Below are 21,391 nucleotides of genomic sequence, written 5' to 3'. Positions count from 1 at the left end.
ATTGCTTGTTTGTGTGTGCACAGCATTAACCAGCTCAGTATGAGCCGCCAGTAAGTGATAATATATGATAAGTGCAAATCGTCCGATAATTAACCTCGACCTCGATCTGCTGAGAACATTTGTTGCTGTTGCCGATCTGAACACTTTTGCTGCCGCAGCTGCCGCTGTGTGTCGTACTCAGTCCGCCGTAAGTCAGCAAATGCAGCGTCTGGAACAACTCGTTGGGAAAGAACTGTTCGCTCGTCACGGTCGCAACAAACTGTTAACTGAACATGGCATTCAACTTCTTGGTTACGCCAGGAAAATCCTGCGTTTTAATGATGAGGCCTGCTCATCATTAATGTTCAGTAATCTTCAGGGCGTGTTAACTATCGGTGCTTCAGATGAATCTGCCGATACGATCTTACCTTTCCTGTTAAATCGCGTGAGTTCGGTTTATCCGAAATTAGCGCTGGATGTCCGCGTTAAACGTAATGCCTATATGGCAGAAATGCTGGAATCCCAGGAAGTGGATTTGATGGTAACCACCCATCGTCCTTCAGCGTTTAAGGCATTGAACCTGCGTACCTCGCCAACACACTGGTACTGCGCAGCGGAATACGTATTGCAAAAAGGCGAGCCGATCCCTCTTGTATTGCTGGATGATCCAAGTCCGTTTCGCGATATGGTGCTGGCGACGCTTAATAAAGTAGATATTCCATGGCGACTGGCTTATGTCGCCTCGACGCTTCCGGCCGTTCGTGCGGCAGTGAAAGCCGGTCTTGGCGTGACGGCAAGGCCGGTTGAGATGATGAGCCCGGACCTGCGTGTGCTGAGTGGAGTAGATGGCTTACCGCCGCTACCTGATACCGAATATTTGCTGTGCTATGACCCGTCCAGTAATAATGAGCTGGCCCAGGTGATCTATCAGGCGATGGAGAGCTACCATAATCCGTGGCAATACAGCCCAATGTCTGCTCCGGAAGGGGATGATTCATTGTTGATTGAAAGGGATATCGAGTAATCGACGGACGATAGATAATTCCTGAGACAATAGTGTAAAAAACGAGCCGCTGGGGGTGTTTTAAACCCCAGCGGCTTTTTTTTAGTAAAAATCCTTCCTCGCATAGTGCAGAACGTACAAAACTGTTTATTTTTCAATCACCAGAGATTCACGTCCCGAATGCACAAATAATCGCCTGAAAAAAATCACCTGCTACAATGATGTTAAAAAATACGTAAATCTGTTGCTGCGTTTTTGTTATGGAATAACAAAAGCGTGTCACAGATCAAGAAAATACTCTCTTTTGGGGGGAGGAATCGACACAAATTCCTGTCAAAATAGACCCGTATTTTTTCCATTGCTTCACAACGGACACGATTCAACAACATCTAATTATCCTGGAGTCGTCAAGGATCTCCGCCTGAAAGGGCATTAAATGCTAATGGTGTTGATATTATGTAAACTAATGTGAAGAAGCTTTTGTTAAAGTTGACAAAAGGTTATAGAAAGGAGTAAAAGACCACATCAATTAGCTGTATAAAAGAATTTCTACAGTTATTGTAAGGTTTTTTTTATTCCTCCCCATGAATCGATGTGGCGTCCATCTGCCGTGAAGAGCAGTGAATCTGGCGCTACTTTTGATGAGTAAGCAATGAGTATGTCAACATCCACTGAAGTCATCGCTCATCACTGGGCATTCGCTATCTTTCTTATCGTTGCCATTGGCCTGTGTTGCCTGATGCTGGTAGGCGGTTGGTTTTTAGGCGGTCGCGCACGCGCGAGGTCGAAAAACGTGCCGTTTGAATCCGGTATCGACTCGGTCGGCTCCGCCCGCTTACGCCTGTCCGCCAAGTTTTATCTGGTGGCCATGTTCTTCGTTATCTTCGACGTTGAAGCGCTGTATCTGTTCGCATGGTCAACCTCTATCCGCGAAAGCGGCTGGGTAGGCTTTGTGGAAGCTGCAATTTTTATTTTTGTGTTACTGGCAGGTCTGGTTTATCTGGTGCGTATTGGCGCGCTGGACTGGACGCCCGCGCGTTCACGCCGCGAGCGTATGAACCCGGAAACGAACAGTATCGCTAATCGTCAACGCTAACCGCGAGGCATTAAGATGGATTATACGCTCACCCGCATAGATCCCAACGGTGAGAACGACCGTTACCCCCTGCAAAAGCAGGAGATCGTAACCGACCCTCTGGAGCAAGAAGTTAACAAAAACGTGTTTATGGGCAAGCTCAATGACATGGTTAACTGGGGTCGTAAAAACTCAATTTGGCCGTATAACTTCGGTCTTTCCTGCTGTTACGTTGAGATGGTGACTTCGTTTACCGCGGTGCATGACGTGGCGCGTTTTGGCGCAGAAGTATTGCGTGCTTCGCCGCGTCAGGCTGACCTGATGGTGGTTGCAGGAACCTGCTTTACCAAAATGGCACCGGTTATTCAGCGTCTGTATGACCAGATGCTGGAACCAAAATGGGTTATCTCAATGGGTGCCTGTGCCAACTCTGGTGGTATGTACGATATTTATTCCGTTGTGCAGGGCGTCGATAAATTCATCCCGGTTGATGTGTATATCCCGGGCTGCCCGCCGCGTCCTGAAGCGTACATGCAGGCACTGATGCTGTTGCAGGAATCTATCGGCAAAGAACGTCGTCCGCTCTCCTGGGTGGTTGGCGATCAGGGCGTTTATCGCGCCAATATGCAATCAGAGCGCGAACGCAAGCGCGGTGAACGCATTGCCGTAACCAACCTGCGTACACCTGACGAGATTTAATTTGCGCCTGTCGGCAAAGGGATTTTTCTTCGCTTATTCCTAAATCTATTTCGCGAAGCTTACTGCGCCGACAGTCACCACGGACCATTTGCAATGGTGAACAATATGACCGACTTAACCGCGCAAGAACCCGCCTGGCAGACCCGCGATCATCTTGATGATCCGGTAATTGGCGAACTGCGCAACCGTTTTGGGCCGGATGCCTTTACTGTTCAGGCGACTCGCACCGGGGTTCCCGTTGTGTGGATCAAGCGTGAACAATTACTGGAAGTTGGCGATTTCTTAAAGAAACTGCCGAAACCTTACGTCATGCTGTTTGACTTACACGGCATGGACGAACGTCTGCGCACACACCGCGAAGGGTTACCTGCCGCGGATTTTTCCGTTTTCTACCATCTGATTTCTATCGATCGTAACCGCGACATCATGCTGAAGGTGGCGCTGGCAGAAAACGACCTGCACGTACCGACCTTCACCAAACTGTTCCCGAACGCTAACTGGTATGAGCGTGAAACCTGGGATCTGTTTGGCATTACTTTCGACGGTCACCCGAACCTGCGCCGCATCATGATGCCGCAAACCTGGAAAGGTCACCCGCTGCGTAAAGATTACCCGGCACGCGCTACCGAATTCTCGCCGTTTGAGCTGACCAAAGCCAAACAGGATCTGGAGATGGAAGCCCTGACCTTCAAACCGGAAGAGTGGGGGATGAAGCGCGGCACCGAAAATGAGGACTTCATGTTCCTCAACCTCGGTCCGAACCACCCGTCGGCGCACGGGGCTTTCCGTATCGTTTTACAACTCGACGGCGAAGAGATTGTCGACTGCGTACCAGACATCGGCTACCACCACCGTGGTGCGGAGAAAATGGGCGAGCGCCAGTCCTGGCACAGCTACATTCCGTATACCGACCGTATTGAATACCTCGGCGGCTGCGTTAACGAAATGCCTTACGTGCTGGCGGTAGAGAAACTGGCCGGGATCACCGTGCCGGATCGCGTTAACGTCATTCGCGTTATGCTCTCCGAACTGTTCCGTATCAACAGCCACCTGCTGTACATCTCGACCTTTATTCAGGACGTCGGCGCAATGACGCCCGTGTTCTTCGCCTTTACCGATCGTCAGAAAATTTACGATCTGGTGGAAGCGATCACGGGTTTCCGTATGCACCCGGCGTGGTTCCGTATTGGCGGCGTAGCGCACGACCTGCCGCGCGGCTGGGATCGTCTGCTGCGTGAGTTCCTCGACTGGATGCCGAAACGTCTGGCGTCTTACGAGAAAGCGGCGCTGCAAAATACCATTCTGAAAGGTCGTTCCCAGGGCGTTGCCGCCTATGGCGCGAAAGAGGCGCTGGAGTGGGGCACCACTGGCGCGGGCCTGCGTGCTACCGGGATCGACTTCGACGTGCGTAAGGCGCGTCCTTATTCTGGCTATGAAAACTTCGACTTTGAAATCCCGGTTGGTGGTGGTGTTTCTGACTGCTACACCCGCGTAATGCTGAAAGTGGAAGAGCTGCGCCAGAGTCTGCGCATTCTTGAGCAGTGCCTCAACAACATGCCGGAAGGCCCGTTCAAAGCGGATCACCCGCTGACCACGCCGCCGCCGAAAGAGCGCACGCTGCAACATATCGAAACCCTGATCACCCACTTCCTGCAAGTGTCGTGGGGGCCGGTGATGCCTGCCAATGAATCTTTCCAGATGATTGAGGCGACCAAGGGGATCAACAGTTACTACCTGACCAGCGACGGTAGCACCATGAGTTATCGCACTCGTATCCGCACGCCGAGTTATGCGCATTTGCAGCAAATTCCGGCGGCGATCCGCGGCAGCCTGGTGTCTGACCTGATTGTTTATCTGGGCAGTATCGATTTTGTTATGTCAGATGTGGACCGCTAATTATGCACGAGAATCAACAACCACAAACCGAGGCTTTTGAGCTGAGTGCGGCAGAGCGTGAAGCGATTGAGCACGAGATGCACCACTACGAAGACCCGCGTGCGGCGTCCATTGAAGCGCTGAAAATCGTTCAGAAGCAGCGTGGCTGGGTGCCGGATGGTGCGATCCACGCGATCGCCGATGTGCTGGGTATTCCGGCAAGCGACGTCGAAGGTGTGGCAACGTTCTACAGTCAGATCTTCCGCCAGCCGGTTGGTCGCCATGTGATCCGTTATTGCGACAGCGTGGTCTGTCATATCAACGGGTATCAGGGTATTCAGGCGGCGCTCGAGAAAAAGCTGAACATCAAACCAGGGCAAACGACATTTGATGGCCGCTTTACGCTGCTGCCAACTTGCTGCCTGGGGAACTGTGATAAAGGGCCAAACATGATGATCGATGAGGACACTCACGCGCATCTGACCCCGGAAGCGATCCCTGAACTGCTGGAGCGGTATAAATGAAAAACATTATCCGTACTCCCGAAACGCATCCGCTGACCTGGCGTCTGCGCGATGACAAACAGCCAGTGTGGCTGGACGAATACCGCAGCAAAAACGGTTACGAAGGGGCGCGTAAGGCGCTGACCGGGCTGTCTCCGGACGAAATCGTTAATCAGGTAAAAGACGCTGGTCTGAAAGGGCGCGGCGGCGCGGGCTTTTCGACTGGCCTGAAGTGGAGCCTGATGCCGAAAGACGAATCCATGAACATCCGTTACCTGCTGTGTAACGCCGATGAAATGGAGCCGGGCACCTATAAAGACCGCCTGTTGATGGAGCAACTGCCGCACCTGCTGGTGGAAGGTATGCTCATCTCCGCGTTTGCGCTGAAAGCTTACCGTGGCTACATCTTCCTGCGTGGCGAATATATCGAAGCGGCAGTAAATCTGCGCCGCGCCATTGCCGAAGCCACTGAAGCGGGCTTGCTTGGCAAAAACATTATGGGAACAGGTTTCGACTTCGAACTGTTCGTCCATACCGGGGCAGGGCGCTACATCTGCGGGGAAGAAACAGCGTTAATCAACTCCCTGGAAGGGCGTCGTGCTAACCCACGCTCGAAACCCCCCTTCCCGGCAACCTCCGGCGTATGGGGCAAACCGACCTGTGTCAACAACGTCGAAACCCTGTGTAACGTTCCGGCGATCCTCGCTAACGGCGTGGAGTGGTATCAGAACATCTCGAAAAGTAAAGATGCTGGCACCAAGCTGATGGGCTTCTCCGGTCGGGTGAAAAATCCGGGACTGTGGGAACTGCCGTTCGGCACCACCGCACGCGAGATCCTCGAAGATTACGCCGGTGGTATGCGTGATGGTCTGAAATTTAAAGCCTGGCAGCCAGGCGGCGCGGGGACTGACTTCCTGACCGAAGCGCACCTTGATCTGCCGATGGAATTCGAAAGTATCGGTAAAGCGGGCAGCCGTCTGGGTACGGCGCTGGCGATGGCGGTTGACCATGAGATCAACATGGTGTCGCTGGTGCGTAACCTGGAAGAGTTTTTCGCCCGTGAGTCCTGCGGCTGGTGTACGCCGTGCCGCGACGGTCTGCCGTGGAGCGTGAAAATTCTGCGTGCGCTGGAGCGTGGCGAAGGCCAGCCGGGCGATATCGAAACACTTGAGCAACTGTGTCGATTCTTAGGCCCGGGTAAAACTTTCTGTGCCCACGCACCTGGTGCAGTGGAGCCGTTACAGAGCGCCATCAAATATTTCCGCGAAGAATTTGAGGCGGGAATCAAACAGCCGTTCAGCAATACCCATTTGATTAATGGGATTCAGCCGAACCTGCTGAAAGAGCGCTGGTAACCGAATTTCGATTAACGCTCGGTCCCTGACCGAGAAAACTGGAAGCATGCTAATGGCTACAATTCATGTAGACGGCAAAGAATACGAGGTCAACGGAGCGGACAACCTGCTGGAAGCTTGTCTGTCTCTGGGCCTTGATATTCCTTACTTTTGCTGGCATCCGGCGCTGGGAAGCGTCGGTGCTTGCCGCCAGTGTGCGGTGAAGCAATACCAAAACGCGGAAGACACGCGTGGTCGCCTGGTGATGTCCTGTATGACACCGGCTTCCGATGGCACCTTTATTTCCATTGACGACGAAGAAGCGAAACAGTTCCGTGAAAGTGTGGTCGAGTGGTTAATGACCAACCACCCGCACGACTGTCCGGTATGTGAAGAAGGCGGTAACTGCCATCTTCAGGATATGACCGTGATGACCGGACACAGCTTCCGTCGCTACCGTTTCACCAAACGTACCCACCGTAATCAGGATTTGGGGCCATTCATCTCTCACGAAATGAACCGCTGCATCGCCTGCTACCGCTGTGTGCGTTACTACAAAGATTACGCTGACGGTACAGATCTGGGCGTTTATGGCGCGCACGACAACGTCTACTTCGGTCGCCCGGAAGACGGCACGCTGGAAAGCGAATTTTCCGGTAACCTGGTCGAAATTTGCCCGACCGGCGTATTTACCGACAAAACGCACTCCGAGCGTTACAACCGTAAATGGGATATGCAGTTTGCGCCGAGCATCTGCCAGCAATGTTCCATCGGCTGTAACATCAGCCCCGGTGAACGTTACGGCGAACTGCGTCGTATCGAAAACCGTTACAACGGTACGGTAAACCACTACTTCCTCTGCGACCGTGGTCGTTTCGGTTACGGTTACGTCAACCTGAAGGATCGTCCGCGTCAGCCAGTACAGCGTCGTGGCGATGATTTCATTACCCTCAACGCCGAACAGGCAATGCAGGGCGCGGCAGATATTCTGCGTCAGTCGAAGAAAGTGATCGGTATTGGTTCTCCGCGTGCCAGCGTGGAAAGCAACTTTGCGCTGCGTGAACTGGTGGGCGAAGAAAACTTCTACACCGGTATCGCTCACGGTGAGCAGGAACGTCTGCAACTGGCGCTGAAAGTGCTGCGTGAAGGCGGCATTTATACTCCGGCTCTGCGCGAAATCGAATCTTACGATGCGGTACTGGTGCTGGGCGAAGACGTTACCCAGACCGGCGCGCGCGTCGCACTGGCAGTGCGTCAGGCGGTGAAAGGTAAAGCGCGCGAAATGGCTGCAGCACAGAAAGTGGCTGACTGGCAGATTGCGGCAATCCTCAACATCGGTCAACGTGCGAAGCATCCGCTGTTTGTTACCAACGTTGATGACACTCGTCTGGATGATATCGCGGCGTGGACTTACCGCGCACCGGTTGAAGATCAGGCGCGTTTAGGTTTTGCCATCGCCCATGCGCTGGATAACTCCGCACCAGCGGTTGACGGTATCGAACCTGAGCTGCAAAACAAAATCGACGTCATCGTGCAGGCACTGGCAGGTGCGAAGAAACCGTTGATTATCTCCGGGACGAACGCCGGTAGCATAGAGGTGATTCAGGCTGCGGCTAACGTCGCGAAAGCCCTGAAAGGTCGCGGCGCTGACGTTGGTATCACCATGATTGCCCGTTCCGTCAACAGCATGGGGCTGGGCATTATGGGTGGCGGTTCGCTTGAAGAAGCGTTAACCGAACTGGAAACCGGACGCGCCGACGCGGTGGTGGTGTTGGAAAACGATCTGCATCGTTACGCTTCTGCTACCCGCGTGAATGCTGCGCTGGCTAAAGCGCCGCTGGTGATGGTGGTTGATCATCAACGCACAGCGATCATGGAAAACGCCCATCTGGTGCTTTCCTCTGCCAGCTTTGCTGAAAGCGACGGTACGGTAATTAATAATGAAGGTCGCGCCCAACGTTTCTTCCAGGTTTACGATCCGGCTTATTACGACAGCAAAACTGTCATGCTGGAAAGCTGGCGCTGGCTGCACTCGCTGCACAGCACCTTGCTGAGCCGTGAAGTGGACTGGACGCAGCTCGACCATGTAATTGACGCTGTTGTGGCGAAAATCCCAGAACTGGCGGGTATCAAAGATGCTGCGCCGGATGCGACATTCCGTATTCGTGGGCAGAAACTGGCCCGTGAACCGCACCGTTACAGCGGTCGTACCGCCATGCGCGCCAATATCAGCGTTCATGAGCCGCGTCAGCCGCAGGATATTGACACCATGTTCACCTTCTCGATGGAAGGTAACAACCAGCCGACCGCGCACCGTTCGCAAGTGCCGTTTGCCTGGGCGCCGGGCTGGAACTCCCCGCAGGCGTGGAACAAATTCCAGGACGAAGTGGGCGGCAAACTGCGCTTTGGCGATCCGGGCGTGCGTCTGTTTGAAACCAGCGAAAACGGTCTGGATTACTTCACCAGCGTACCGGCACGCTTCCAGCCGCAGGACGGGAAATGGCGTATCGCGCCGTACTACCACCTGTTTGGCAGCGATGAATTGTCACAGCGTGCTCCGGTCTTCCAGAGCCGTATGCCGCAGCCGTACATCAAACTCAACCCAGCGGATGCCGCGAAGTTGGGTGTGAACGCAGGTACACGCGTCTCCTTTAGTTACGATGGCAACACGGTCACGCTGCCGGTTGAAATCGCCGAAGGACTGACGGCAGGGCAGGTGGGCTTGCCGATGGGTATGTCCGGCATTGCTCCGGTGCTGGCTGGCGCGCATCTTGAGGATCTCAAGGAGGCACAACAATGAGTTGGATATCACCGGAACTGATTGAGATCCTGCTGACCATCCTCAAAGCGGTGGTGATCCTGCTGGTGGTTGTCACCTGTGGGGCATTCATGAGCTTTGGCGAACGTCGCCTGCTGGGTCTGTTCCAGAACCGTTATGGACCTAACCGTGTTGGCTGGGGCGGTTCGCTCCAGCTGGTTGCGGACATGATCAAAATGTTCTTTAAAGAAGACTGGATCCCGAAATTCTCGGATCGCGTCATCTTTACCCTGGCACCGATGATTGCCTTTACCTCGCTGCTGCTGGCCTTTGCAATTGTGCCAGTCAGTCCGGGTTGGGTGGTTGCCGACCTGAACATCGGGATTTTGTTCTTCCTGATGATGGCAGGTCTGGCGGTTTACGCGGTGCTGTTTGCGGGCTGGTCAAGTAACAACAAATACTCGCTGCTGGGTGCGATGCGTGCTTCTGCGCAGACCCTGAGCTACGAAGTGTTCCTCGGGCTTTCCCTGATGGGCGTGGTGGCGCAGGCCGGTTCATTCAACATGACCGACATCGTCAACAGCCAGGCGCATGTGTGGAACGTCATCCCGCAATTCTTTGGTTTTATTACCTTTGCCATCGCGGGCGTGGCGGTGTGTCACCGTCACCCGTTTGACCAGCCGGAAGCCGAGCAGGAACTGGCGGATGGTTACCACATTGAATATTCCGGTATGAAGTTCGGTCTGTTCTTCGTGGGTGAGTACATCGGGATTGTGACCATCTCTGCATTGATGGTGACGCTGTTCTTCGGTGGCTGGCAAGGCCCGTTGTTACCGCCATTCATCTGGTTCGCGCTGAAAACCGCGTTCTTTATGATGATGTTCATTTTGATTCGTGCGTCGTTACCGCGTCCGCGTTATGACCGGGTAATGTCCTTCGGCTGGAAAATCTGCCTGCCGCTGACGCTGATCAACTTGCTGGTAACGGCGGCTGTCATTCTCTGGCAGGCGCAATAAGGGGCAATAAGACCATGACCTTAAAAGAATTGTTAGTAGGTTTCGGCACCCAGGTTCGTAGTATCTGGATGATCGGCCTGCACGCGTTCGCCAAACGCGAAACGCGAATGTACCCGGAAGAGCCGGTCTATCTGCCGCCCCGTTATCGTGGTCGTATCGTTCTGACCCGCGACCCGGACGGCGAAGAGCGTTGCGTAGCCTGTAACCTCTGTGCGGTAGCCTGCCCGGTCGGCTGTATCTCGCTGCAAAAAGCAGAAACCAAAGACGGTCGCTGGTATCCGGAATTTTTCCGCATTAACTTCTCACGCTGCATTTTCTGTGGTCTGTGCGAAGAAGCCTGTCCGACCACGGCGATTCAGTTAACCCCGGATTTCGAAATGGGGGAATACAAGCGCCAGGATCTGGTTTACGAGAAAGAGGATCTGCTGATCTCCGGTCCGGGCAAATACCCGGAATATAACTTCTACCGGATGGCAGGTATGGCAATCGACGGCAAAGATAAGGGCGAAGCAGAGAACGAAGCCAAGCCTATCGACGTCAAGAGCCTGTTACCGTAAGGAGAGGGGCAATGGAGTTCGCTTTTTATATCTGTGGCCTGATAGCCATACTTGCGACCTTGCGAGTGATCACCCATACCAATCCGGTACACGCACTGCTGTACCTGATTATTTCGCTGCTGGCGATTTCCGGGGTGTTCTTCTCACTAGGCGCTTACTTCGCCGGTGCGCTGGAAATTATCGTCTACGCGGGTGCCATTATGGTGCTGTTCGTGTTCGTGGTGATGATGCTCAACCTGGGCGGTTCAGAAATCGAACAGGAACGCCAGTGGCTGAAACCGCAGGTGTGGATTGGCCCGGCAATTTTGTCGGCCATCATGCTGGTGGTGATTGTTTACGCCATCCTCGGTGTTAACGATCAGGGTATCGACGGTACGCCAATCAGTGCTAAAGCAGTGGGTATTACGCTGTTCGGGCCTTACGTACTGGCGGTGGAACTGGCTTCTATGCTGCTGCTCGCGGGTCTGGTTGTGGCCTTCCACGTCGGTCGTGAAGAGCGTGCGGGTGAAGTGCTGAGCAATCGTAAAGACGACAGCGCGAAAAGAAAAACGGAGGAGCACGCATGATCCCCTTACAACATGGACTGATCCTCGCGGCAATCTTATTCGTTCTTGGCTTAACCGGTCTGGTTATCCGTCGCAATCTGCTGTTTATGCTGATTGGTCTGGAAATCATGATTAACGCCTCCGCGCTGGCCTTTGTGGTCGCCGGAAGCTACTGGGGTCAGACCGACGGTCAGGTGATGTACATTCTCGCCATCAGCCTCGCGGCGGCAGAAGCGAGTATCGGCCTTGCGCTGCTGCTGCAACTTCACCGTCGTCGCCAGAACCTGAACATCGATTCAGTAAGTGAGATGCGCGGATGAACATGCTTGCCTTAACCATTATTTTGCCATTGATTGGCTTCGTCCTGCTGGCGTTCTCCCGTGGGCGCTGGTCTGAAAACGTTTCGGCGATCGTCGGCGTTGGCTCTGTGGGCCTGGCGGCGCTGGTAACCGCCTTTATCGGCGTTGATTTCTTCGCTAACGGCGAGCAGGCATACAGCCAGCCGCTGTGGACGTGGATGTCGGTAGGCGACTTTAACATCGGTTTTAACCTGGTGCTGGACGGCCTGTCGCTGACCATGCTCTCGGTGGTCACTGGTGTGGGTTTCCTTATTCACATGTACGCCTCCTGGTACATGCGCGGTGAAGAGGGCTACTCTCGCTTCTTCGCCTACACCAACCTGTTCATCGCCAGCATGGTAGTTCTGGTTCTCGCCGATAACCTGCTGCTGATGTACCTCGGCTGGGAAGGCGTGGGCCTGTGCTCCTATCTGCTGATCGGTTTCTATTACACCGATCCGAAGAATGGCGCAGCAGCAATGAAAGCGTTCGTCGTGACCCGTGTGGGTGACGTTTTCCTCGCTTTCGCACTGTTCATTCTTTACAACGAACTGGGCACCCTGAACTTCCGCGATATGGTGGAACTGGCACCAGCGCACTTTGCTGACGGCAATAACATGCTGATGTGGGCGACGCTGATGCTGCTGGGCGGTGCGGTCGGTAAATCTGCGCAGTTGCCGTTGCAGACATGGCTTGCTGACGCGATGGCGGGCCCGACGCCTGTCTCCGCGCTGATCCACGCCGCAACGATGGTAACCGCGGGTGTCTACCTGATCGCCCGTACCCACGGCCTGTTCCTGATGACGCCGGAAGTTCTGCATCTGGTGGGTATTGTCGGGGCGGTTACGCTGCTGCTGGCCGGTTTTGCCGCGCTGGTACAGACCGACATCAAACGTGTTCTCGCTTACTCTACCATGAGCCAGATTGGCTACATGTTCCTCGCGCTTGGCGTGCAGGCATGGGATGCGGCGATTTTCCACTTGATGACTCACGCGTTCTTTAAAGCGCTGCTGTTCCTGGCATCCGGTTCCGTCATTCTGGCCTGCCATCACGAACAGAACATCTTCAAGATGGGCGGTCTGCGTAAATCTATTCCGCTGGTTTATCTCTGCTTCCTGGTGGGCGGCGCAGCACTGTCGGCACTGCCGCTGGTCACTGCGGGCTTCTTCAGTAAGGATGAGATCCTCGCGGGTGCGATGGCGAATGGTCATATCAATCTGATGGTGGCAGGTCTGGTCGGTGCGTTTATGACCTCGCTCTACACCTTCCGTATGATTTTCATCGTCTTCCACGGAAAAGAACAAATTCACGCTCACGCCGTGAAAGGGGTAACTCACAGCCTGCCGCTGATTGTGCTGCTGATCCTTTCCACCTTCGTTGGCGCACTGATTGTACCGCCGCTGCAGGGCGTGCTTCCGCAAACGACGGAACTGGCGCACGGCAGCATGTTGACCCTGGAAATTACCTCTGGCGTGGTCGCGGTGGTCGGCATTCTGCTGGCAGCCTGGCTGTGGCTGGGTAAACGTTCTCTGGTGACCTCCATCGCCAACAGTGCGCCGGGCCGCCTGCTGAGTACCTGGTGGTACAACGCTTGGGGCTTTGACTGGCTGTACGACAAAGTGTTCGTCAAGCCGTTCCTGGGTATTGCCTGGTTGCTGAAACGCGATCCGCTGAACTCAATGATGAACATCCCGGCGGTTCTTTCCCGCTTTGCAGGTAAAGGTCTGCTGTTAAGCGAGAACGGTTATCTGCGCTGGTATGTGGCATCCATGAGCATCGGTGCGGTCGTGGTGCTGGCACTGTTGATGGTACTGCGTTGAGTTAAGGATTGTGGGATTGCCCCTGGGCATATAAGAACGTAGGTCGGATAAGCTGCCTTCGCGGCGCATCCGACACTACCCCCAGTCCGAAGAGAATTTTCTGTCGTGAGAATTCGTTGAAAATCCGGTCCTGACGGGACTTTTACAAGGAATAAAGATCGCCATGTTACTACCCTGGCTAATATTAATTCCCTTTATTGGCGGCTTCCTGTGCTGGCAGACCGAACGCTTTGGCGTCAAGGTGCCACGCTGGATCGCGCTGATCACCATGGGATTGACGCTGGCGCTGTCGCTGCAACTGTGGTTGCAGGGCGGTTATTCACTGACGCAATCCGCCGGAATTCCGCAGTGGCAGTCTGAATTCGACATGCCGTGGATCCCGCGTTTTGGTATCTCTATTCATCTCGCCATTGACGGTCTGTCGCTGCTGATGGTCGTGCTGACCGGTCTGCTCGGTGTGCTGGCGGTACTATGTTCGTGGAAAGAGATCGAAAAATATCAGGGCTTCTTCCACCTCAACCTGATGTGGATCCTGGGCGGCGTTATCGGCGTGTTCCTTGCCATCGACATGTTCCTGTTCTTCTTCTTCTGGGAAATGATGCTGGTGCCGATGTACTTCCTGATCGCACTGTGGGGGCATAAAGCCTCTGACGGTAAAACGCGTATCACGGCGGCAACCAAGTTCTTCATTTACACCCAGGCGAGTGGTCTGGTGATGTTGATCGCCATCCTGGCGCTGGTTTTTGTTCACTACAATGCGACCGGCGTCTGGACCTTCAACTATGAAGAGCTGCTGAATACGCCAATGTCCAGTGGTGTGGAATATCTGTTGATGCTGGGCTTCTTCATCGCCTTCGCAGTCAAAATGCCGGTGGTTCCGCTGCATGGCTGGCTGCCGGATGCGCACTCCCAGGCTCCGACCGCCGGTTCCGTGGACCTCGCGGGGATCTTGCTGAAAACCGCCGCTTACGGTTTGTTGCGTTTCTCCCTGCCGCTGTTCCCGAACGCGTCGGCAGAGTTCGCGCCAATCGCTATGTGGCTGGGTGTTATCGGCATCTTCTACGGTGCGTGGATGACCTTCGCTCAGACCGATATCAAACGTCTGATCGCCTACACCTCGGTTTCCCACATGGGCTTCGTGCTGATTGCAATCTACACCGGCAGCCAGTTGGCCTACCAGGGCGCGGTAATCCAGATGATTGCGCACGGCTTGTCGGCGGCGGGTCTGTTTATTCTCTGCGGTCAGCTTTATGAACGTATCCATACCCGCGACATGCGCATGATGGGCGGTCTGTGGAGCAAGATGAAATGGCTGCCAGCACTGTCGCTGTTCTTTGCGGTGGCAACGCTTGGGATGCCTGGCACCGGTAACTTCGTCGGCGAATTTATGATTCTGTTCGGCAGCTTCCAGGTTGTCCCGGTGATTACCGTTATCTCTACCTTTGGGCTGGTCTTTGCATCTGTTTATTCGCTGGCGATGTTGCATCGCGCTTACTTCGGTAAAGCGAAAAGCCAGATTGCCAGCCAGGAACTGCCAGGGATGTCGCTGCGTGAGCTGTTTATGATCCTGTTGCTGGTGGTGCTGCTGGTACTGCTGGGCTTCTATCCGCAGCCGATTCTGGATACCTCGCACTCCGCGATTGGCAATATCCAGCAGTGGTTTGTTAATTCCGTTACTACTACAAGGCCGTAAATCGCCATGACAATAACTCCACAAAACCTGATCGCACTGCTACCGTTGCTGATCGTCGGCTTGACGGTGGTGGTTGTGATGCTCTCCATTGCGTGGCGACGCAATCATTTCCTCAACGCTACGCTCTCGGTTATTGGGCTTAACGCGGCGCTGGTTTCGCTCTGGTTTGTTGGCCAGGCGGGCGCTATGGACGTTACGCCGCTGATGCGCGTTGATGGTTTCGCCATGCTTTACACCGGGCTGGTATTGTTGGCGAGCCTCGCCACCTGTACTTTCGCCTACCCGTGGCTTGAAGGCTATAACGACAACAAGGATGAGTTCTACCTGTTGGTGTTAATTGCCGCGCTGGGCGGGATCCTGCTGGCGAATGCAAACCATCTGGCGTCTCTGTTCCTCGGTATTGAACTGATCTCTTTGCCGCTGTTTGGCCTGGTCGGTTACGCTTTCCGCCAGAAACGTTCGCTGGAAGCCAGTATCAAATACACCATCCTTTCTGCCGCAGCGTCTTCTTTCCTGCTGTTCGGTATGGCGCTGGTGTATGCGCAGTCTGGCGACCTGTCGTTTGTCGCGCTGGGTAAAAACCTCGGCGACGGTATGCTCAACGAGCCGCTGTTGCTGGCAGGTTTCGGCATGATGATTGTTGGCCTCGGCTTCAAACTCTCTCTGGTGCCGTTCCACCTGTGGACGCCAGACGTATACCAGGGCGCGCCTGCGCCGGTTTCCACTTTCCTGGCGACGGCGAGCAAAATCGCTATCTTCGGTGTGGTGATGCGTCTGTTCCTCTACGCACCGGTGGGTGACAGCGAAGCGATTCGCGTAGTACTGGCGATTATCGCCTTTGCCTCCATCATCTTCGGTAACCTGATGGCGTTGAGCCAGACCAACATCAAACGTCTGCTCGGTTACTCATCTATCTCTCACCTCGGCTATCTGCTGGTGGCGCTGATTGCGCTGCAAACCGGCGAGATGTCGATGGAAGCGGTAGGGGTTTACCTGGCCGGTTATCTGTTCAGCAGCCTCGGCGCGTTCGGCGTGGTCAGCCTGATGTCCAGCCCGTATCGTGGCCCGGATGCTGATTCCCTGTTCTCTTACCGCGGTCTGTTCTGGCATCGTCCGATCCTCGCGGCAGTGATGACGGTGATGATGCTGTCTCTGGCCGGTATCCCGATGACGCTGGGCTTTATCGGTAAGTTCTACGTGCTGGCGGTCGGTGTCCAGGCACACTTGTGGTGGCTGGTGGGTGCCGTGGTTGTCGGTTCGGCAATCGGCCTCTACTACTACCTGCGCGTGGCGGTGAGCCTGTACCTGCACGCACCGGAACAACCGGGTCGCGATGCACCGTCAAACTGGCAGTACAGCGCGGGCGGTATCGTGGTGCTGATTTCTGCACTGTTGGTACTGGTGCTGGGTGTATGGCCACAACCGCTGATTAGTATTGTGCGGTTAGCAATGCCGCTGATGTAAACTGTTAGTTTGTAAGTCAGAAAGCCGCCGACATGTTCGGCGGTTTTTTTTGGCGCTCTGACACCATCACCCAACAATAACCGTCAGCGCATGATTCCCTTGTCGCAGCATACGTCGATACGCGCTAATCAGCTTTTCCATATCAAGCATGATCGAGGCAAAGAGTTGCCCCTCTAACTCTTCTGAAAAGGTCACTCCCGGATAAATCTCCATTTCATTGAGTCGCTTAATGGAAAACTGTTTACGCAGCTCACTTCGATCCAGTGATTCCAGTCGGCGTAATCCTGAAAGCGTGTCATGTATATTATCCATCAAAGGTTTTTCAGTAGACTCAAGCAGTTGGTTAATCTTTTCTGAGTCAATTTCTGCAAAATAGCCAATCATTCCCATTTATTTTTCCTCCATTGAATTTTATGTTTCGCATCTTAAAACAGACGAGGGAAAATAAAATGTACATGTCGCTGTTTCTGGACCCGCCTCGAGAAATTTTTATTATTTACTGTTGTATAACAAGGTTATAACACCATCTACCACCTGAGCCATTTTCTGATAATTCAATCTGTCTGCGGTATCACCGGGCAAGTGGTATTGTTTATTACGATAAAAAGCGGTGTCAGTAATCATTACGGCGGGAATATCGTGTTGCCAATAATTGAGGTGATCAGAAAAATCAATACCGGGAATAAACCCTGGGGCATTCATAGAATAAACAGATAAATCCCGGGATGACAACAATGCCGCTTTTACCTGACGAACGGCGTTGATATCCTGCATTCTGCCGACCACAGCAATAAAGTCTCCCCGATCGGGATAAAGCCAGGACATTGCCGGGTAAGGGTAATTCTGGCTTCCAGGCGCAGAGTCGTAATAGCCAATCGGGGACGCCCTGCGCGGTAACTCTGGCACCGCTACTGACAAAGAACTCTTTTATATACTCTGCGGACCTATTCAGATTATCAATATTGCCGGCATTACGTGGATGCACAGTTTGTGTAAGATAACGAACTGTTTTTTCTAATTGCTCAGGACTTACGTGTCGGGGCGTTGGCGATAATGCAGTGACCCAGGGTTGGTAAAAATAATCAGAGGGAGTGAAAACAGAAATAATATAACAAAAGGAAAATTTTTTCATATGTAAATTATCAATAAAAGGCGTTATTTCATTATTATTTATAATGAATTATGAGCGTTTATTTTATTACGCTTGGTAGAGGTATACAAAAAGTGTTTTTTACAGTGGGTTCGCTATTTTTAAAAAGGAATTTCTGTGAGGAATAAAAATATAATTATGTTATTTATTGGCAGATTGAATTGACAAGTGGGGCAGAAATCTGAGGGTAAGAAAAGTCAGCAACTACAATCCACTACATCAACAGACCAGCAATCGCGTGCCGCGATATGCTGGAAATACCCGTAGATTGAACTGGCAGATGGTGGGACTGACATCAGTCAGTGATGACTTTTTAGCAAATTATGTTCGACCAGTCAGCATATTTACTGACTGGTCGAATTGATTAACAATGATGTTAACTCACTCTTTTGCCGGATGCTCTATTTTTGGGTTGTGAGTGTTTTATTTCTAATTGTGTATAAGAAGCATTGATTCGTGCATCGCCATATTTATCTAAATAACAATTTCTGTTTACCAGTCGATGTTGAAAATCAATTTCGTACTGCTCTTCTGCTGAATATTTTTTAAATCTGTCAGCATAGTTTTTTAATAACGTATAGGGGGCGCTGTCAGAATTGCTTTCCCTGGTAATGACTCCAACTTACTGATAGTGTTTTATGTTCAGATAATGCCCGATGACCTTGTCATGCAGCTCCACCGATTTTGAGAACGACAGTGACTTCCGTCCCAGCCTTGCCAGATGTTGTCTCAGCTTCAGATTATGTCGCTCAATGCGCTGAGTGTAACGCTTGCTGATAACGTGCAGCTTTCCCTTCAGGCGTGATTCATACAGCGGCCAGCCATCCGTCATCCATACCACGACCTCAAAGGCCGACAGCAGGCTCAGAAGACGCTCCAGTGTGGCCAGAGTGCGTTCCCCGAAGACGTGCGCCACAACCGTCCTCCGTATCCTGTCATACGCGTAAAACAGCCAGCGCTGACGTGATTTAGCACCGACGTAGCCCCAATGTTCGTCCATTTCAGCGCAGACAATCACATCACTGCCCGGTTGTATGCGCGAGGTTACCGACTGCGGCCTGAGTTTTTTAAGTGACGTAAAACCGTGTTGAGGCCAACGCCCATAATGCGTGCACTGGCGCGACATCCGACGCCATTCATGGCCATATCAATGATTTTCTGGTGCGTACCGGGCTGAGAGGCGGTGTAAGTGAACTGTAGTTGCCATGTTTTACGGCAATGAGAGCAGAGATAGCGCTGATGTCCGGCAGTGCTTTTGCCGTTACGCACCACGCCTTCAGTAGCGGAGCAGGAAGGACATCTGATGGAAATGGAAGCCACGCAAGCACCTTAAAATCACCATCATGCACTAAATCAGTAAGTTGGCAGCATTACCCAGCTTTTTTTCCAAATTCATCATAACCTAACGCAATATTATGCAGTAACTCAATACTTTCTTCATCTCCGGATAACGCTGTTTTTTTTAAAGACTGCAGTAATTCCTCGGTCACAGTAAATTTTTCTGCAAATGTCTGACTGAGTTGGGTTTGAGATAATTGACAATAATTGCTGACAACTGTAACCATCATGGGCTCCTTTTAGTTGCAAAGGTTGTGCTGAATCAAGATGAAAAGAGGCAACTTATTGCTCTGAATATAGTGCGTAAGGAGATGAATAAATATCAAAAATCGCTCAATATGCCTGTGTGGGTGGATATATGTAGCGCGGGTTGCTATAACAGGGCAAGTTTCACCCTGTTTTTAATAATAAGCAGAGTTAAACGTTAAACACGGTGAAATCATTCGCCAGTTCAGTCGCCGGGAAAATTGACCTGCATTCACGTAACAGGTGTTGACAACCTTTGTCATCATAGCGCGAGCTGACGTGGGTAATGATTAGCTTGCCGACTCCAGCCTCACGGGCTAGTGTCGCAGCCTGGCGTGTAGAGCTATGGCCGCGACTATTGGCTTTGGCTTCCATGGTTATATCCAGCGTCGCTTCGTGCACCATGACATCGACACCTTTAGCCAGGTCAAGTGCGGCATCGCAGGGGCCGGTATCGCCGAAAATAGCGAGCGCTTTACCTGGCACTGGAGCAGCTAAGTAATCTGCGCCGTTAATCTGCCTTCCATCTTCCAGCGTGATTGTTTTGCCCGCTTTTAATTCCTGAAACAGTGGGCCAGGCGGCACGCCAGCAGCTTTTAATGCCTGGGCATTTAATGCACCCGGTTTATCATGTTCTTCAATACGATAGCCATAACATTCCAGTGGGTGTTCCAGCGGATAAGCGGTTACTTTGCGCAGGCCATCATCGAGAATTTCGCCAGCGCCAATTTCGACAATTTCCAGCGGATAATCGGTCCATGAGCCGCTAATCCGCAGCGCGGTTTCCACAAATTCACGGATACCTTGCGGACCATAAATCGTTAAGGGTTGGATAATGCCTGACATAGAACGACTGCACAGCAAGCCGGGTAAACCAAAAAGATGATCGCCATGAAGGTGACTGATAAAAATCTTGTCCAGTTTTCCAGGGTTAAAGGCGGTATGCAGTAGCTGATGCTGGGTGCCTTCACCGCAGTCAAACAACCAAAGTCCGCTCTGGGTCGGATGTTGCAGGTTAAGCAATATTGCCGTGACATTGCGCGTGCGGGTTGGCACACCGGCTGAAGTACCTAAAAAAATTAATTCCATGAGTTCATCACGTTTCAAAAAATATTCCGGCTAGTATAAGGCATACATCTAAAAGGAGAGCATTATGATTGAATGGCAAGATCTGCATCACTCTGAATTATCGGTTTCCCAGCTTTATGCCTTATTACAACTGCGTTGCGCGGTGTTTGTTGTCGAGCAGAATTGCCCTTATCAGGATATCGATGGTGATGATTTGACGGGGGATAATCGCCATATTCTCGGTTGGAAAAATGATGAACTGGTGGCGTATGCGAGGATTCTGAAAAGTGATGATGATCTTGAGCCGGTCGTTATAGGTCGGGTGATTGTCAGTGAAGCGTTGCGTGGTGAAAAAGTGGGGCAGCAGCTGATGAGTAAAACACTCGAAACATGTACGCATCACTGGCCTGATAAGCCTGTTTACCTCGGGGCGCAGGCGCATCTGCAAAACTTCTACCAGAGTTTCGGTTTTATCCCTGTGACGGAGGTCTATGAAGAAGATGGTATCCCACACATTGGGATGGCACGCGAGGTAATTCAGGCGTAATCAACAACTCTTGTCTATAGTTAGTGACAGGTTTTACGCAAATGGAGAACGAGAATGTCTAATCAGTTTGGTGATACACGTATCGATGACGACCTGACGCTGCTTAGTGAAACACTGGAAGAGGTGCTCCGCTCCTCTGGCGATCCCGCCGATCAGAAATATGTTGAGCTGAAAGCGCATGCAGAAAAAGCGCTGGATGATGTGAAAAAACGGGTTAGCCAGGCTTCAGACAGTTATTACTATCGGGCGAAGCAGGCTGTTTATCGTGCTGATGACTACGTCCACGAAAAACCCTGGCAAGGAATTGGTGTGGGCGCGGCCGTCGGGCTGGTACTAGGACTGTTGCTGGCACGCCGTTAAAACCTCCCTACACCGGGGTACTG

Annotated in this window: 20 protein-coding genes, 1 pseudogene and 2 other annotated features; of the genes and pseudogenes, 16 read left to right on the top strand and 5 right to left on the bottom strand. The window is 52.5% G+C overall.

Going from position 1 to position 21,391, the window contains the following annotated elements:
• The first annotated feature begins 64 nt into the window (after positions 1 to 64).
• The 14 genes from lrhA (at position 65) to nuoN (ending at position 16,659) form a co-directional block, all read left to right on the top strand.
• Positions 65 to 1,003, top strand: coding sequence for a DNA-binding transcriptional repressor LrhA (gene lrhA / locus SF2365; RefSeq protein ID NP_708171.1), 939 nt, complete (start codon positions 65 to 67; stop codon positions 1,001 to 1,003).
• Between the two features lie 631 nt (positions 1,004 to 1,634).
• Complete coding sequence (gene nuoA, locus SF2364; RefSeq protein ID NP_708170.1) at positions 1,635 to 2,078, top strand: NADH:ubiquinone oxidoreductase subunit A; 444 nt, start codon at positions 1,635 to 1,637, stop codon at positions 2,076 to 2,078.
• Between the two features lie 15 nt (positions 2,079 to 2,093).
• A complete protein-coding gene (gene nuoB / locus SF2363) occupies positions 2,094 to 2,756 on the top strand; it encodes an NADH dehydrogenase subunit B (RefSeq protein ID NP_708169.1) in 663 nt (220 codons plus the stop codon).
• Positions 2,757 to 2,849: 93 nt separating this feature from the next.
• Entirely contained in the window at positions 2,850 to 4,652 is a 1,803-nt protein-coding gene (gene nuoC, locus SF2362) for a bifunctional NADH:ubiquinone oxidoreductase subunit C/D (RefSeq protein NP_708168.1), read from the top strand.
• Between the two features lie 2 nt (positions 4,653 to 4,654).
• On the top strand, positions 4,655 to 5,155 hold the full coding sequence (nuoE, locus tag SF2361) for an NADH dehydrogenase subunit E (RefSeq protein ID NP_708167.1): 501 nt from the start codon (positions 4,655 to 4,657) through the stop codon (positions 5,153 to 5,155).
• A complete protein-coding gene (nuoF, locus tag SF2360; protein NP_708166.1) occupies positions 5,152 to 6,489 on the top strand; it encodes an NADH dehydrogenase I subunit F in 1,338 nt (445 codons plus the stop codon). The genes nuoE and nuoF overlap by 4 nt, the downstream gene beginning before the upstream one ends.
• 52 nt (positions 6,490 to 6,541) lie before the next feature.
• Positions 6,542 to 9,268 (top strand): NADH dehydrogenase subunit G, encoded by a 2,727-nt coding sequence (gene nuoG / locus SF2359; protein NP_708165.2) that lies wholly within the window; start codon positions 6,542 to 6,544, stop codon positions 9,266 to 9,268.
• Positions 9,265 to 10,242: an NADH:ubiquinone oxidoreductase subunit H gene (gene nuoH / locus SF2358; RefSeq protein ID NP_708164.1), complete on the top strand. Its 978-nt coding sequence runs from the start codon at positions 9,265 to 9,267 to the stop codon at positions 10,240 to 10,242. The genes nuoG and nuoH overlap by 4 nt, the downstream gene beginning before the upstream one ends.
• 14 nt (positions 10,243 to 10,256) lie before the next feature.
• A complete protein-coding gene (nuoI, locus tag SF2357; RefSeq protein NP_708163.1) occupies positions 10,257 to 10,799 on the top strand; it encodes an NADH dehydrogenase subunit I in 543 nt (180 codons plus the stop codon).
• 11 nt (positions 10,800 to 10,810) lie between these two features.
• Positions 10,811 to 11,365 carry an NADH:ubiquinone oxidoreductase subunit J gene (nuoJ, locus tag SF2356; RefSeq protein NP_708162.1) on the top strand — a complete coding sequence of 185 codons (555 nt, stop codon included), beginning with the start codon at positions 10,811 to 10,813 and terminating at the stop codon, positions 11,363 to 11,365.
• Positions 11,362 to 11,664 (top strand): NADH:ubiquinone oxidoreductase subunit K, encoded by a 303-nt coding sequence (gene nuoK / locus SF2355; RefSeq protein NP_708161.1) that lies wholly within the window; start codon positions 11,362 to 11,364, stop codon positions 11,662 to 11,664. Before nuoJ ends, nuoK begins: the two co-directional genes overlap by 4 nt.
• On the top strand, positions 11,661 to 13,502 hold the full coding sequence (nuoL, locus tag SF2354) for an NADH:ubiquinone oxidoreductase subunit L (protein ID NP_708160.1): 1,842 nt from the start codon (positions 11,661 to 11,663) through the stop codon (positions 13,500 to 13,502). Before nuoK ends, nuoL begins: the two co-directional genes overlap by 4 nt.
• 163 nt (positions 13,503 to 13,665) lie before the next feature.
• The gene (gene nuoM / locus SF2353) at positions 13,666 to 15,195 is read left to right on the top strand and encodes an NADH:ubiquinone oxidoreductase subunit M (RefSeq protein ID NP_708159.1); all 1,530 of its coding nucleotides are present in this window, start codon (positions 13,666 to 13,668) and stop codon (positions 15,193 to 15,195) included.
• 186 nt (positions 15,196 to 15,381) lie between these two features.
• Positions 15,382 to 16,659 carry an NADH dehydrogenase I subunit N gene (gene nuoN / locus SF2352; protein ID NP_708158.4) on the top strand — a complete coding sequence of 426 codons (1,278 nt, stop codon included), beginning with the start codon at positions 15,382 to 15,384 and terminating at the stop codon, positions 16,657 to 16,659.
• Between the two features lie 66 nt (positions 16,660 to 16,725).
• Here nuoN and yfbM read toward each other — a convergent pair whose 3' ends face one another.
• The 5 genes and pseudogenes from yfbM to elaC form a co-directional block, all read right to left on the bottom strand.
• Positions 16,726 to 17,049: a hypothetical protein gene (gene yfbM, locus SF2351; RefSeq protein NP_708157.1), complete on the bottom strand. Its 324-nt coding sequence runs from the start codon at positions 17,047 to 17,049 to the stop codon at positions 16,726 to 16,728.
• A gap of 102 nt (positions 17,050 to 17,151) precedes the next feature.
• Positions 17,152 to 17,791: a sequence feature (Similar to Escherichia coli K12 aminopeptidase gi: 1788607 (326 aa). BLAST with identity of 96% in 213 aa. This CDS contains deletion. The sequence has been checked and is believed to be correct.), on the bottom strand.
• Positions 17,152 to 17,791, bottom strand: a pseudogene (gene yfbL / locus SF2350). It overlaps the preceding feature by 640 nt.
• 625 nt (positions 17,792 to 18,416) lie before the next feature.
• Positions 18,417 to 19,184: a mobile genetic element, on the bottom strand.
• Positions 18,432 to 18,827, bottom strand: coding sequence for an insertion element IS1 protein InsB (gene insB, locus SF2349; RefSeq protein ID NP_708156.1), 396 nt, complete (start codon positions 18,825 to 18,827; stop codon positions 18,432 to 18,434). (Overlaps the previous feature by 396 nt.)
• Entirely contained in the window at positions 18,854 to 19,129 is a 276-nt protein-coding gene (gene insA, locus SF2348; protein NP_708155.1) for an insertion element IS1 protein InsA, read from the bottom strand. (Lies within the feature at positions 18,417 to 19,184.)
• 380 nt (positions 19,185 to 19,564) lie before the next feature.
• A complete protein-coding gene (gene elaC / locus SF2347; protein NP_708154.3) occupies positions 19,565 to 20,500 on the bottom strand; it encodes a hypothetical protein in 936 nt (311 codons plus the stop codon).
• 46 nt (positions 20,501 to 20,546) lie between these two features.
• On the opposite strand from elaC, the gene elaA reads away from it, so the two are divergent.
• Both elaA and elaB read left to right on the top strand, forming a co-directional pair.
• The gene (elaA, locus tag SF2346; protein ID NP_708153.1) at positions 20,547 to 21,008 is read left to right on the top strand and encodes an acyltransferase; all 462 of its coding nucleotides are present in this window, start codon (positions 20,547 to 20,549) and stop codon (positions 21,006 to 21,008) included.
• A gap of 54 nt (positions 21,009 to 21,062) precedes the next feature.
• Entirely contained in the window at positions 21,063 to 21,368 is a 306-nt protein-coding gene (gene elaB, locus SF2345) for a hypothetical protein (RefSeq protein NP_708152.1), read from the top strand.
• Positions 21,369 to 21,391: the final 23 nt, after the last annotated feature.

Origin of the sequence: Shigella flexneri 2a str. 301 (genome assembly GCF_000006925.2) — a bacterium.
Classification (GTDB): Bacteria; Pseudomonadota; Gammaproteobacteria; order Enterobacterales; family Enterobacteriaceae; genus ECMA0423.
This window is presented reverse-complemented; position numbering and strand designations above follow the sequence as displayed.